General features: G+C 73.7%; 10 protein-coding genes. 4 read left to right on the forward strand and 6 right to left on the reverse strand.

All coding sequences use genetic code 11. The features are described from left to right. Positions 1 to 18: 18 nt before the first annotated feature. A complete protein-coding gene (locus AC5L35_RS02415) occupies positions 19 to 519 on the reverse strand; it encodes a hemerythrin domain-containing protein (protein WP_495057839.1) in 501 nt (166 codons plus the stop codon). A gap of 106 nt (positions 520 to 625) precedes the next feature. Here AC5L35_RS02415 and AC5L35_RS02420 point away from each other — a divergent pair, with 106 nt between their 5' ends. Together AC5L35_RS02420 and AC5L35_RS02425 are read left to right on the forward strand one after the other, a co-directional pair. Then, complete coding sequence (locus tag AC5L35_RS02420) at positions 626 to 1375, forward strand: arginase family protein (protein WP_495057840.1); 750 nt, start codon at positions 626 to 628, stop codon at positions 1373 to 1375. A 50-nt stretch (positions 1376 to 1425) separates the two neighbouring features. Continuing rightward, entirely contained in the window at positions 1426 to 6189 is a 4764-nt protein-coding gene (locus AC5L35_RS02425; RefSeq protein WP_495057841.1) for an ATP-dependent helicase, read from the forward strand. Between the two features lie 9 nt (positions 6190 to 6198). On the opposite strand, the gene AC5L35_RS02430 is transcribed toward AC5L35_RS02425, so the two are convergent. Both AC5L35_RS02430 and AC5L35_RS02435 read right to left on the reverse strand, forming a co-directional pair. Then, positions 6199 to 6873, reverse strand: a complete 675-nt coding sequence (locus tag AC5L35_RS02430) for a TetR/AcrR family transcriptional regulator (RefSeq protein ID WP_495057842.1) — start codon at positions 6871 to 6873, stop codon at positions 6199 to 6201. Further along, positions 6870 to 8429, reverse strand: a complete 1560-nt coding sequence (locus AC5L35_RS02435) for a class I adenylate-forming enzyme family protein (protein WP_495057843.1) — start codon at positions 8427 to 8429, stop codon at positions 6870 to 6872. Before AC5L35_RS02435 ends, AC5L35_RS02430 begins: the two co-directional genes overlap by 4 nt. Positions 8430 to 8540: 111 nt before the next feature. Here AC5L35_RS02435 and AC5L35_RS02440 point away from each other — a divergent pair, with 111 nt between their 5' ends. Beyond that, a complete protein-coding gene (locus tag AC5L35_RS02440) occupies positions 8541 to 10463 on the forward strand; it encodes a flavin-containing monooxygenase (RefSeq protein ID WP_495057844.1) in 1923 nt (640 codons plus the stop codon). Positions 10464 to 10606: 143 nt separating this feature from the next. Here the strand turns inward: AC5L35_RS02440 and yidC are convergent, their stop codons facing one another. Together yidC and AC5L35_RS02450 are read right to left on the reverse strand one after the other, a co-directional pair. Next, positions 10607 to 11563, reverse strand: coding sequence for a membrane protein insertase YidC (yidC, locus tag AC5L35_RS02445; protein ID WP_495057845.1), 957 nt, complete (start codon positions 11561 to 11563; stop codon positions 10607 to 10609). Positions 11564 to 11663: 100 nt separating this feature from the next. Further along, positions 11664 to 11963, reverse strand: coding sequence for a DUF6412 domain-containing protein (locus AC5L35_RS02450; protein ID WP_495057846.1), 300 nt, complete (start codon positions 11961 to 11963; stop codon positions 11664 to 11666). Between the two features lie 60 nt (positions 11964 to 12023). On the opposite strand from AC5L35_RS02450, the gene AC5L35_RS02455 reads away from it, so the two are divergent. Next, positions 12024 to 12770 carry a GNAT family N-acetyltransferase gene (locus AC5L35_RS02455; protein ID WP_495057847.1) on the forward strand — a complete coding sequence of 249 codons (747 nt, stop codon included), beginning with the start codon at positions 12024 to 12026 and terminating at the stop codon, positions 12768 to 12770. An 8-nt stretch (positions 12771 to 12778) separates the two neighbouring features. On the opposite strand, the gene AC5L35_RS02460 is transcribed toward AC5L35_RS02455, so the two are convergent. Continuing rightward, positions 12779 to 13411 carry a response regulator gene (locus tag AC5L35_RS02460; RefSeq protein WP_495058071.1) on the reverse strand — a complete coding sequence of 211 codons (633 nt, stop codon included), beginning with the start codon at positions 13409 to 13411 and terminating at the stop codon, positions 12779 to 12781. Between the last annotated feature and the right edge of the window lie 6 nt (positions 13412 to 13417).

The following is a 13417-nucleotide window of genomic DNA, read 5'->3' on the forward strand; positions in this document are numbered from 1 at the left end:
GGCTCAGCTGTGCTCGGCTCAGCTCTTCTGGGCCACGTACTCGTCGGGGTCCTTGTCCTCGCCCGAGAGCCCGCGCGCACCGGGGTGCTCGTCCTCGAACCGCTCGAACCTGGCCCCCAGCTCCTGGCGCAGCTCCACCGACGCGGCGCGCAGGAAGTCGGGGATGTCGTCGCGCTCCTCCTCGGCGAGGTGCTCGTCGTTGGCCTCGCGGGCGTCCTGGATGCCGGCCCACCACTCGTCGCTGCCGACCTCGGCCGCCGCCGCGCGCCGGATGCCGTCGCGGATCTCGTCGTGGTCCTTGATCGCGTCCTTCGTCTCGTCCTCGCTGTCCTCGACCTGCTGCAGGAGGGCGGGGTAGAAGTGCTCCTCCTCCGCGGAGGCGTGGACCTCGAGATGGGCCGACAGCCCCTTCCACAGCTCGGCGGCGGCCTCCGGGTCGGCACGGAGCTTCTCCAGCTGGGCGAACCGGCTCCGGAAGGTCTCGTGGTCGTCCAGGATCAGGCGGATGACGTCGGGCATCAGGGGCGCTCCTCGTCGTGTGGTCGTCGTGGTGGCGGCGGTCCGGGAACGGGGCATCGCCGGAATGCATTTTCCTGTTCCTCGCGGGGGCGGGCAGCATGAGGGCGTGACCGTGATCGCCGTGCCGTTCCACCTCGACGAGCACCTGCCCACGCTGGAGCTGCCGCTCTCCCCGCAGCGCAGCATCGGCCCGGACCTCGCGCCCGGCTCGCCGTGGGAGCGGATGGCCGTGCTCTACGACGAGGTCGCGGACGTCGTCGCCGCCGACGTCACCGCCGGCCGGGTGCCGCTGGTCCTCTCCGGGGACTGCACCACCTCGCTCGGCGTGGTCGCCGGTCTGCAGCGGGCCGGGCTCGACCCGGCGCTCGTCTGGTTCGACGGCCACGGCGACGTCCAGACCCCGGAGACGTCGGCATCGGGCTACCTCGGCGGCATGCCGGTGCGGCAGCTGGTCGGCGGAGCGGACCGCACGGTCGCGGAGCGGATCGGCCTGCGCGTCGTGCCCGAGCCGGACGTGCTGCTCGTCGACGCGCGGGACCTGGATCCTCCGGAGGAGGCGTTCCTCGCCACGGCGGCGATCCGGCGCGTGCCGGTGGCGGGCGTCGGCACCGGGCTGCTGCCCCACCGGCCCGTCTACCTGCACCTCGATGTCGACGTGGTCGATGAGCGCGACCTGCCCGGGCTGTTGTTCCCCGTGCCGGACGGTCCCCGGCTGCCCGCCGTCGCGACGGCGGTGCGCCACGTGCTGGCCTCCTGCGAGGTGGTCGCCATCGGGCTCGCCTGCACCTGGCGGCCGGGCAGCGGCGCCGACCGCGCGGTGGCCGATCTCGTGCGGGAGCTCACCGCGGGGGCCTGACCACCGGGACGCTTCGGGCGGAACGCCGCAGACTGTCGGTGGCCGGGCGCATGATGGTCGGCGTGAGCGCACTCGACGGCTTCTCCGCCGCCACCCGTGACTGGTTCGGCGGTGCCTTCGCCGTGCCCACGACGGCGCAGGAGGGCGCGTGGCGCGCGGCGCAGGCGGGGAAGCACGCCCTGGTCGTCGCGCCCACCGGCTCGGGCAAGACGCTCGCCGCGTTCCTGTGGGCGCTCGACCGGCTGGCCACCGGGCCACCGCCGGAGGAGCCGAGGCACCGCTGCCGGGTCCTCTACGTCTCCCCGCTCAAGGCACTCGCCGTCGACGTCCAGCGCAACCTGCGCTCGCCGCTCGCGGGCATCCGGCAGGCGGCGCAGCGCCTCGGTCTCCCGGTCCCGGACATCACAGTCGGCATGCGCACGGGCGACACCCCGGCCTACGAGCGCCGCCAGTTCGCCCGCACTCCGCCCGACGTCCTCGTCACCACGCCGGAGTCGCTGTTCCTGATCCTCACCTCGGCCGCCCGGGAGTCGCTGCGCGGGGTGGAGACCGTCATCCTCGACGAGGTGCACGCCGTGGCGGGCACCAAGCGCGGCGCCCACCTCGCGCTCTCCCTGGAGCGGCTCGACGAGCTGCTCGGGAAGCCGGCCCAGCGCATCGGGCTCTCGGCCACCGTGCGCCCCCTCGACGAGGTGTCCACGTTCCTCGCAGGCGCGCGCCCGGTGGAGGTCGTGCAGCCGCCGATCCCGAAGACGATCGAGGTCTCCGTCGAGGTGCCGGTGCCCGATCTGGCCGCGCTCGACGAACGTCCGGCGCCGGGCAGCTCCGACGAGGAGGTCATCGGGTCGGCCGCGGGCAGCGCCGAACGCCCGTCGATCTGGCCCGCGGTGGAGCGGCGGCTGCTGGAGCTGGTCCGGGCCCACCGCTCCACCATCGTGTTCTCCAACTCCCGGCGCTTGGCCGAGCGGCTCACGGCGCGGCTCAACGAGCTGGCCGCCGAGGAACTGGAGGGCGGCGAGGTCCAGGATCTGGATACCTTCCCGGCCGAGGCGATCGGGCAGTCGGGCATCGGGGGCGGTGCCGCGGCCACGGTGGCGAAGGCCCACCACGGGTCGATGTCCCGCGAGCAGCGCACGCTCGTGGAGGAGGAGCTGAAGGCCGGGGTGCTGCCCTGCGTCGTCGCCACGTCCAGCCTGGAGCTGGGCATCGACATGGGCGCTGTCGACCTCGTCGTGCAGGTGGAGGCGCCCCCGAGCGTCGCCTCCGGTCTGCAGCGGGTCGGCCGGGCCGGCCACCAGGTGGGCGCGATCTCGCGGGGCGTGGTCTTCCCGAAGTACCGGGGCGACCTGGTGTCGTGTGCGGTCGTCGCCGAACGCATGACGTCGGGCGCCATCGAGTCGATGCGCTACCCCCGCAACCCGCTCGACGTGCTCGCGCAGCAGATCGTCGCGATGGTGGCGCTGGAGCCCTGGCAGCTCGACCACCTCGCGCGGGTCGTGCGGCGGGCCGCACCGTTCGCCGCCCTGCCCGAGTCGGCGCTGCACTCGGTGCTCGACATGCTCGCCGGGCGCTACCCGTCCGAGGAGTTCGGCGAGCTGCGGGCCCGGATCACGTGGGACCGGGTCACCGACCAGCTGCAGGGCAGGCCCGGTGCGCAACGGCTGGCCGTCACCTCGGGCGGCACGATCCCCGACCGCGGCCTCTTCACGGTCACCACGCCGGGCGGGGCCGACGGCAGGGGGTCGCGGGTCGGCGAGCTCGACGAGGAGATGGTCTACGAGTCCCGCGTCGGCGACACGTTCCTGCTCGGCACGTCGAGCTGGCGGGTGGAGGACATCACCCACGACCGCGTGATCGTCACCCCGGCGCCGGGGCAGCCTGCGCGGATGCCCTTCTGGAAGGGCGAGTCGATCGGCCGCCCGCTGGAGCTGGGCCGGGCGGTCGGCAAGTTCGTGCGGGAGATGTCGGCGCTGCCCGACGACGCCGCCCGGGAGCGCGCCACCGCGGCCGGGCTCGACGAGTGGGCCACCGACAACCTGCTGTCCTACCTGCACGAACAGCGCGACACCACCCGCCACGTGCCGAGCGACCGCACCATCCTCATCGAGCGGTTCCGCGACGAGCTGGGCGACTGGCGGATGGTCGTGCACTCCCCGTTCGGGTCACAGGTCAACGGGCCGTGGGGGCTCGCGATCGCCGCGCGGATGCGGGAGCGGCGCGGGGTCGAGGTGCACGCCGCGAGCGCCGACGACGGCATCGTGCTGCGGCTGCCGGACGCTGTCGACGACTCCGGCGCCGAGGTCGTGCCCACCGCAGAGGACGTGCTGCTCGACCCGGGCGAGGTGGAGCAGATCGTCGTCGCCGAGCTCGGCGGATCGTCGCTCTACGCGTCGCGGTTCCGCGAGTGCGCGGCCCGCTCGCTGCTGCTGCCCCGCCGCGACCCCAAGCGCCGCAGCCCGCTGTGGCAACAGCGCCAGAAGTCGGCACAGCTGCTGGCGGTGGCGGGGCGCTACGAGCAGTTCCCGATCACGCTCGAGGCGATGCGCGAGTGCGTGCAGGACGTCTACGACCTCCCGGGCCTGCGCGAGCTGATGGCCGACGTGCAGTCCCGCAAGGTGCACGTCGTCGAGGTGGCCACGCCGTCGCCGTCGCCGTTCGCGCGGAGCCTGCTGTTCGGCTACGTCGGGATGTTCCTGTACGAGTCCGACGCCCCTCTGGCCGAGCGCAGGGCCGCCGCGCTGGCGCTCGACTCCACGTTGCTGGCCGAGCTGCTGGGCTCGGAGGCCATCCGCGAACTGCTCGATCCCGAGGTGCTGGCCGAGGTCGAGGCCTCACTGCAACGGCTCGCCGAGGAGCGGCACGCCCGCGACACCGAGGGTGCCTCCGACCTCCTGCGGTTCATCGGCGACCTCACCACCGCGGAGGCCGCCGCCCGTGGCGTGCGCGAGGAGTGGCTCACCGGGCTGGAGGCGGCCCGGCGGGTCATCCGCGTGCGGATCGCCGGGGAGGAGCGTTGGCTCCCCGTCGAGGACGCCGGCCGGGTGCGCGACGCGCTGGGCGCCGCACTGCCCGTCGGGGTGCCGGAGACGTTCACCGAGCCCGTGGCCGACCCCCTGGGTGACCTGGTGCTGCGCTACGCCCGTACCCACGGGCCGTTCGCTGCCGCGGAGTGCGCCGCCCGCTTCGGGCTGGGGGTCGCCGTGGTGGCGGGCGTGCTCGACCGGCTGGTCGGCTCCGGCCGGCTCGTGCGCGGCGAGCTGCGGCCCACGTCGATGGGCCCGCAGAGCAGCGTCGAGTACTGCGATGCCGAGGTGCTCCGACGCCTGCGCCGGGCGTCGCTGGCCCGGCTGCGGGCCGAGGTGGAGCCGGTCGAGCAGCGGGCGCTGGGGCGGTTCCTGCCGGCCTGGCAGGGCGTGCAGGCCGGTGCCGCGGGCGAGCGGCGCGGCCGGATGCGTCGCGCGCCCGGCGCCGAGGACGTGCTCGGGGTGGTCGAGCAGCTCGCGGGGGCTCCCCTGCCCGCCAGCGCACTGGAGTCCCTCATCCTGCCCGCTCGGCTGCCCGGCTACACGCCGGCGCTGCTCGACGAGCTCACCGCGTCGGGTGAGGTCACCTGGACCGGCTGCGGCCCGCTCGCCGGCACCGACGGCTGGCTCGCCGTCGCGCCCACCGACGTCGCCGATCTGCTGCTCCCCGAGGCCGAACCCGATGTGGCCGAGACCCCTCTGCACCGGGCGGTGCTCGCGGCGCTCGGATGGGCCGATCCCGCGGCTCCACCGGCCGGCGGCACGACCGTTGCACCGGGCTTCTCCGGCGGTGCCCTCTTCTTCCGGGAGCTGGCCGACCGGGCCGGGCGCACCCTCGTGGAGGGTGGGGAGGCCGTGCCTGCCGACGACGCCGTGGTCACCGCGATCTGGGATCTCGTGTGGGCCGGGCTGCTGAGCAACGACACCCTCGCCCCGCTGCGGGCACGGCTGGGCGGCCGCGGGGCGGGAGGCCGCGGAGGCCCGGCCCACCGCGGCAGGCGGTCGGCCCCGCGCGGCCGGTACGCCCAGCTGCGGGCCGGCCGGCCGGCGATGCCCAGCCGGAGCGGGCCCCCGTCGGTGGGCGGGCGGTGGGCGCTCGCCGCCGGGCGCGAGCCCGACCCCACCCGCCGGGCCCATGCCCGCGCCGAGGCGTTCCTCGAACGCCACGGAGTGCTCACACGCGGCGCGCTGGCCACCGAGCGGGTGAGCGGTGGGTTCGCCGCGGTGTACCGGGTGCTGCGGGCCATGGAGGACTCCGGCCGGGCCCGCCGCGGCTACGTCGTGGAAGGACTCGGGGCGGCGCAGTTCGCCGTGCCCGGCGCGATCGACCGGCTGCGTTCACTCTCCCGGCCCGACGGCAGCCCCGCGGGCCTCGATCCCGACCACGGCTACGGCGGAGCGGGCAGGGGCGGGGGCGACGGACTGTCCCGCGTGGTGCTCGCCGCCGCCGACCCGGCGCAGCCCTACGGGGCGGCGCTCGCCTGGCCCGTCGGCGTCGGCGACACCAAGCACCGGCCGGGCCGGAAGGCCGGGGCGCTCGTCGTCATGGTCGAGGGCGCGCCCGCGCTGTACGTCGAGCGTGGCGGGCGGTCGTTGCTGTCGTTCACGGTCGATCGGGATGAGCTGGCAGCCGGCGCTCAGGCGCTGGCCGGGGCGGTGCACGAGGGCTGGCTCGGCTCGCTGGCCGTCGAGCGCGCCGATGGCGTCGGTTCGCTCGACTCCGACCTGGCCGAGGTGCTCACCGAAGCCGGCTTCCGGGTCACGCCCAAGGGGCTGCGCCTGCGAGCCTGAACCGGCTGGTCATGGGTTCTGGGCGCCGGAGAACTCCCGCGAGCCGAGCATCCGGCCCACGATCAGCACCACGTAGCCGCGCACGACCTCCTCGAGGTCGAGCGCACCGTCCTCGTGGAACCAGGTGCTGATCCCGTTGAGCACACCGAACGCGGCGAAGGCGGCGAGCCGGGGGTCGGCCGGGGCGAACTCCCCCGACCTCATCCCGGCATCGATCACGTCCCGCACCCGGCGCTGGTAGTAGCGCCGGTACTCGTCGATCTCGGCGCGGTGCACCGGGGTGAGAGCGGCGAGCTCGTTGAGCCCGACGATGTGCTCGACGCGCCGGGGCTGCAGGAACTCCAGGTGCGCGCGCACGAACGCGGCCAACCGCTGCCCGGGTGTGCCCGGCGCGTCGAGGAACGGGAGGTTCTGCTCGTTCAGCTCGCGGGTGACGGTCAGGCACACCGCGTAGAGGATCTCCTCCTTGGAGGCGAAGTGGTGGTACAGGCTCGCCCCGCGGATCCCGACGGCCTCGGCGATGTCGCGCATCCCCACTGCCGCGTACCCCTGCAGCGCGAAGATCAGCGCGGCCGCGGCAACGATCTCCTCCCGGCGTACCCGCCGCCGCGCGGCGGGGGCAGGCCCGGTCGACTCCGTTCCGTCCCCGGGCGGGGGCGCCCCGACCTGCTCCGGAGCGATCACCGCGGAAGCTCCACCGCTCGCAGCTCGCGCTTGAGGATCTTGCCCTGCGCGTCGACCGGTAGCTCGGACACGACGTGCACGGCCTTGGGCACCTTGAACCCCGCGAGCCGCTCCCGGCAGAACGCCACGATGGCCTCCCGGTCGGGGATGACGCCGGACCGCGCCACCACGAAGGCCGTGACCGCCTCGGACCAGACCGGGTCCGGCCGCCCCACCACCGCGGCGCGCTGCACGCTGGGGTGTGCCTGCAGCACCCGCTCCACCTCCTGCGACGAGACGTTCAGGCCACCTGACTTGATCACATCGGTGAGCCGGTCGTGGAAGAACAGGTTGCCGTCGGCGTCGACCCGCACGATGTCACCGGTGTGCAACCAGCCGCCGCGCAGCACGTTCCTGGTCCTCTCGGGCTCGCGGTGGTAGCCGAGCATCACGGAGGGGGATCGGCAGATCAGCTCGCCGAGCTCTGCGTCGTTGCCGTCGGCGTCGACCACCCGCGTCTCCAGGTGCGTCACGGGCTTGCCGATCCAGGTGGGGTCGCCGCCCGGCACGTCGCCGAGGGTGGAGAACCAGCCGACCGTCCCGAGCTGGGACAGCTCCGACTGCCCCCAGTAGGTGCCCCACCGCGCGCCGGGGGCCGCCGTCGACCACGCGTCCACCACCGCGGGGGTGACCTGGCCGCCGTAGGTGAGGCAGCGGCGGACGGCGCCGACGACGCCGGGCCCGAACGCCTCGGCGCCGGCCAACGCGAGGTAGAACGTCGGGGTCTGCGCGATCACCGTGACGCGCTCCCGCGCGATGACCTCCAGCGAGTGGGCGCCGCCCGTGCCGGCAGGCAACACCAGGGTGGCCCCCATCAGCGTGAGCGTGGTCATCGAGCCGAGCCCGGAGATGGTGTGGAACGGCATGACGAAGAGCCAGGTGTCGTCCGGGCCGGTTCCCAGGCCCCAGGCCCACGCCGGTGCGGTGGAGATCAGGTAGTTGCGGTGCTGGATCAGCACGCCCTTCGGCGTGGCCTCCGTGCCGCTGGTGTAGACGAGCATCGCGACGTCGTGCTCGTCGACGTCGGCCACGGGCTCGGTGTCGGGCTGCTCGGCGAGCCGCCGCTCGAGGGCGTCCCCGAACGTCAGGCGGGGGACGTCGGGAGCCGCCGCCGTGACCCGGTCGGCGAACTCCTCGGCGACCACCACCACAGCGGGCTCGGCGTGCGCGAGCTGCTCACGCATCTCCCGCTCCCCGAACATCACGTTGACGGGGCTCATGGCGGCGCCGACCTTCAGCGTCCCGTAGTAGAGGGCGGCCACGTCCATGCCGTTGCGGGCCACCACGGCCACGACGTCACCCCTGCGGATCGAGCGGCTGAGCAGGAGGTGGGCGAACCGGTTGGCGCGCCGGTCGAGCTCCCCGTAGGTGATCTGGCTGCGCGCTCCCGCCGCGTCGTAGGCGACGAGCGCGACCTTGTGCGGCTGGGTGCGGGCGTGGCGACGCAACTGGTCGCCGATGGTGGCCCGGCCGACCGGGGTGCGGTGCTGCCACGCGATGTCGGACCTGGGCTCCATCGGTGAGTCGTCCTGCCTGCCGTTAGACGTTGAAACCACTGCTGTTCCACTGACCGGCACGTCCGAGATTATCATCTACTCCAATTGCCTAACAGCGGTTAGCCTATGGGCATGAGCGCTGCGCCCGCCGTCCTGGCCGAACCGGAGCCGGGAGCACCGCTCGACCCCCAAGTGTTGGCCCGCGCGATGGAGCACGCCAACCTGCCCACGCTCGTGCCGGTGCTCTACCAGCTCACCGGCGACCCGCGCTGGCTCGCCGATCCCTACCGCCCCACCCGCAGCCGCGGGATGGACGAGAACATCGACGGCGGTTTCCCGGAGCACGTCAGGGCCGAGATCCGGACCGCGGCCGTCGACGCCGTGCTGACCTGGTCAGCGGGTCGCCCGCCCGCGGTACCCGCGCCGACGGGTGCCACCCTGCTGGAACTGATGACCCTCGCGGCAGGCGAGCCGGTGCCTGCCGAGTACGGGGCGATGGCCGCGGAGGACATGGGCTTCCGGGCGACGGCACCGGTTCCCGCTCCGGCCGATACCGGGTTCCGCGCGATCGTCATCGGAGCGGGTGTGTCGGGCATGCTCGCCGCGATCCGGCTCCGCGAGGCGGGTGTCGGGTGCGTCGTCCTGGAGAAGAACGCCGACGTGGGCGGCACCTGGCTGGAGAACAGCTATCCCGGCGCGGGCGTCGACACCCCGAGCCACCTGTACTCCTACTCGTTCGCGCCGCGGCAGTGGAGCGCCCACTACGGCAAACGCGACGAGGTGCTCGACTACCTGCGTGACGTGGCCGACCACTACGGCCTGCGCGAGATGATCCGGTTCGGCACGGAGGTGGCGTACGCCGGCTACGACGCCGGGCGGCAGGGCTGGCGCGTCATCACCACGGCGGGCGAGGAGTGGGAGGCAGACGTCGTCATCACGGCGGTGGGTCTGCTCAACCGGCCGAAGATTCCCGACCTCCCCGGTCTCGGCGACTTCCACGGGCCGATCTTCCACTCGTCCCGGTGGCCCACTGACCTCGATCTCACCGGCAAGCGCGTGGCGGTCGTGGGGACGGGCGCGAGCGCCATGCAGATCGTGCCGGTGATCGCGGGCCGGGCCGGGCACGTCACGGTGTTCCAGCGCTCCCCGCAGTGGATCGCACCGAACACCGTGTACTTCGAGCGCGTGGGCGACGCCGTTCAGTTCCTGACGGAGCACGTGCCCTTCTATCGCCGCTGGTACCGCACCCGCCTGGGCTGGATCACGAACGACAAGGTCCACCCGACGCTGCAGGTCGACCCGGAATGGGAGCACCCGGAGCGTGCCGTCAACGCCGTGAACGACTCGCACCGGCGCCACTTCACCCGCCACCTGCTCGCGGAGCTGGAGGGGCGCGACGACCTGGTCGAGAAATCCCTGCCGACCTACCCGCCGTTCGGTAAACGGATGCTGCTGGACAACGGCTGGTTCGCCGCACTGCGCCGCGACGACGTCGACCTCGTCACCGGGGCGGTCACCGCGATCACGCCCAGCGGCGTCCGGGCGGAGGACGGCACGGAGATCGACGTCGACGTCGTCGTGCTCTGCACCGGGTTCGAGACCTACGAGTACCTGAGTCCGATGGACCTGCGCGGCCGGGACGGCCGCTCCGTCCGTGACGTGTGGGGACCCGAGAACGCCGACGCGTACCTCGGTATCACCGTGTCCGGGTTCCCCAACCTGTTCCTGACGGCAGGCCCCGGTACCGCGCTCGCCCACGGCGGCAGCCACATCACGATCGCCGAGTGCCAGGTGCGCTACATCGTCGAGGCGATCACCGGCATGGTGGAGCGTGGTATCGGCGCGATCGAGGTACGGCCCGAGGTGTACGCCGACTACGCCCACCGCCAGGACGAGGCGCACGCGCAGATGATCTGGACGCACCCCGCGATGCAGAACTGGTACCGCAACACCGCAGGCCGCGTCATCGCCGCGCTGCCGTGGCGCATCGTGGACTACTGGGAGATGACGCGCCATGTCCACTGGGACGACTTCACGGTCGAGCCCGCCCGCTGACCACCGCGCCAAGCCCCGCGAGTCGCCCGAAACTGGCCCGCGAGTCGCCCGCTCCGGTCCCGCGAGTCGCCGGGAACCGTCCGCGAGTCGCCCGGAACTGCCCCGCGAGTCGCCCGAAATCCGTCCGCGAGTCGCCCGGCCGGTCAGCGGCGCCTGCGGCTCGGACGATGCCCGGAGGCGTGCCGTCTGCGCTTCGCCGCTCCCCCACCTCCGGTGCGGTTCGCCGCCGGGTCCCCGTCCTGTGGGGTGGCAGGGACGAGGGCAGGCGCGACGGCCGGGGCCACCACCGGCGCGGGCGGGGACGCCGGGGCGGGGAGGCGGCTGAACACGATCCGCTGCTGCACGAGCGTCCAGGCGTTGTTCGTCAGCCAGTAGACGAGGATCGCGATCGGGAACGGGAAGAACAGCCCGCCGCCCAGCGCACCGAGAGGGAAGATCCACGGCGTGAACCGCATGATCGACGCCGTGGGGCCGTCCGGCGGCTGTTGCTGCGCGGAGTGTCGCGCGGAGAAGTGGGTGGCGACCGCGGCCACCAGCATCAGGGGCACCGCGACAACCGCGACGTCGAACCGCTCGACGTGGCCGCCGAAGGAGTCGAGGAGCTGCTGGGGCATGCTCAGGTACGCCGACAGCGGCGCCCCGAAGAGGCGGGCCTCCAGGAACGAGCGCACCTGGTCGGGCGAGAAGACGTAGTTCGGGATGGCGGCGTTCTGCTCGAACGTCAGGCCGGGGCGGTTGAAGTAGCGCAGCACGTGCAGCAGCCCGAGGAACACCGGTATCTGCAGCACGGCCGGGAGGCAGCCACCGAGTGCGTTCACCCCGTGGGCGCTCTGCAGTGCCTTGGTCTCCTGCATGAGCCGCGGGCGGTCGTCGGCGTACTGCTTGCGGAGCTGCGCGAGTTGGGGCGCGATGGCGCGCATCGCCCGCCCGGAGCGCACCTGCGCGAGGAACGGACGGATCAGCAGCGCACGCAGGGTGAGCACCAGGAAGACGACCGACAGCGCCCACGCGATGCCGCTGGACGGGCCGAGGACGAGACCGAACAGCTGGTGCCAGCACCACATGACGGCGGACACGGCGTAGTAGACGGGATCTAGCACGGTGAGCCCCCCGTGCCGGGGACGAGCAGGACGGGTACACGCATGGCGGAACTCCAGGGCAGCCGGGACGGGACTCGTCCGGCGGCGCCACGCGCAGGCGCTACACCGCCGGCAGGAGCTCCGACGGGGCGCGGGACCGGGTGTGACCGGCGGCGTCCGGGTCGCGCTGGCGGGGCACGGCGCGACGCGCCAGTGCGCGGTGGTGCTCGCGCGCGGCCACGGCGAGCCGGGTGCAGGCCGCTGCAGGGAGCACGAGAGCGGGTCGCCGGGCCAGGCCCCAGGCGCACAGGAGGGCTCCGAGCACACCCATGAGCAGCGACTGTTCGATCACCACGGCGGTGCCGATGAGCACGGAACCGAGCAGCAACAGGCCGAGAGCCTGCGCCGCCGTCGCCCTCATGCCCGCCACCGTACCGTTCTCGGTGGCGCGGGAGCGGCCAACGGGCCAGGGTGCCGGGACATGTTCACCATCCCCGCCGACACTCACCCGGAGTTGCGCCGGTGGTTCGTCCCGGAGCGACCCGGCCCGTTGATCTTCGAGCACGTGGTGCACACGGGTCATGGCCGGTGCCGGGTGGACCGCTGGCCGGATCCGCGGGTGGTGCTCGCCGAGCTGCCCGGCAACTACGCGCTGCGCGGAGATCCCTCGTGCCTCGCGGACGGGGACCTCGACGACGTCGCGGGGTTCGTCGAGGCGTCCCCGGAGTGGCTGCCGGCACTGCGCGCCCTGGACCCGGCCACGGCCGTCTGGGACCGGCTGGTCGCCGCGCTCCCGGCGGCCGCGACCGTGCCGCCGCCTCCTGAGGACGTGCGGCTGCTCACGGCGGCCGACGCGCCGGCACTCTCCGCCCTCGACCAGGAGAGCGCCTGGATCCACGAGACGTGGGGCGGCCCGGAGGTGCTCGCCGCCGCGGAGGTCGCGTACGCGGCGACGGCCGGTGGCGTGCTCGTGTCGGTCGCGGTGCCGTTCTTCGTGGGCGGCGGGCACGAGGACATCGGCGTGGTGACGGTGCCGGGCCACCGCAGGCGCGGACTGTCGACGGCGTGCGCTGCCGCGCTGGTCACGGACGTCCGGGCGCGCGGCCACACCCCGACGTGGACGACGTCACCGGACAACACCGCGAGCCGTGCCGCGGCCGCCCGGCTCGGCTTCGTCCATGTGCGGGACGACGTCCTCTACGCCGTGCGGACGGCCATCCCCACCTGAGGGGCCGGTCAGCGCTCCTCGGGCACCAGCAGCCCGCGCTGGTACCCCGCCGCCACCGCGGAGGCGCGGTCGCGCACCTCCAGCTTGGCGTAGACGTGCAGCAGGTGGGTCTTCACCGTGGCCTCGCTGATGAACAGCTTCTGCGCGGTCTCCCGGTTGGTGAACCCGGCGGCCACCAACCGCAGCACCTCCAGCTCGCGGCTGCTCAGCTGGTCCTGGGACGGCGACCGGACCTGCCCCATCAGGCGCCCGGCCACGGCGGGTGACAGCACGGCCTCCCCGCGGTGGGCGGCACGCACGGCCCGCAGCAGCTCGTCGCGGGGAGTGTCCTTCAGCAGATAGCCGGTGGCACCCGCCTCGATGGCCGGGAGCACGTCGCGGTCGGTGTCGAAGGTGGTGAGCACGAGGACGCGCACCGACGGCGAGCGCCGCCGCAGCTGCCCGATCGCCTCCACCCCGCCCATCGTGGGCATCCGCAGGTCCATCAGGACGACGTCGACCGGGTCGGCGGCCACCCTGGCCAACGCCTCGGCGCCGTGCCCCGCCTCCCCCACCACCTGCATGTCCGGCTCGCCGTCGATCACACCGCGCAGCCCGTCGCGGACGACGGGGTGGTCGTCGACGATCAGCACGCGGATCACGTCGGT

It is taken from the genome of Pseudonocardia sp. OZ21 (assembly GCF_059359135.1).

Bases quoted from the DNA above. Each gene is read 5' to 3' on its own strand.
- AC5L35_RS02415 (WP_495057839.1), bottom strand. From the start codon at position 519: ATGCCCGACGTCATCCGCCTGATCCTGGACGACCACGAGACCTTCCGG.
- AC5L35_RS02425 (WP_495057841.1), top strand. From the start codon at position 1,426: ATGATGGTCGGCGTGAGCGCACTCGACGGCTTCTCCGCCGCCACCCGT.
- AC5L35_RS02435 (WP_495057843.1), bottom strand. From the start codon at position 8,429: ATGGAGCCCAGGTCCGACATCGCGTGGCAGCACCGCACCCCGGTCGGC.
- AC5L35_RS02440 (WP_495057844.1), top strand. From the start codon at position 8,541: ATGAGCGCTGCGCCCGCCGTCCTGGCCGAACCGGAGCCGGGAGCACCG.
- AC5L35_RS02450 (WP_495057846.1), bottom strand. From the start codon at position 11,963: ATGAGGGCGACGGCGGCGCAGGCTCTCGGCCTGTTGCTGCTCGGTTCC.
- AC5L35_RS02455 (WP_495057847.1), top strand. From the start codon at position 12,024: ATGTTCACCATCCCCGCCGACACTCACCCGGAGTTGCGCCGGTGGTTC.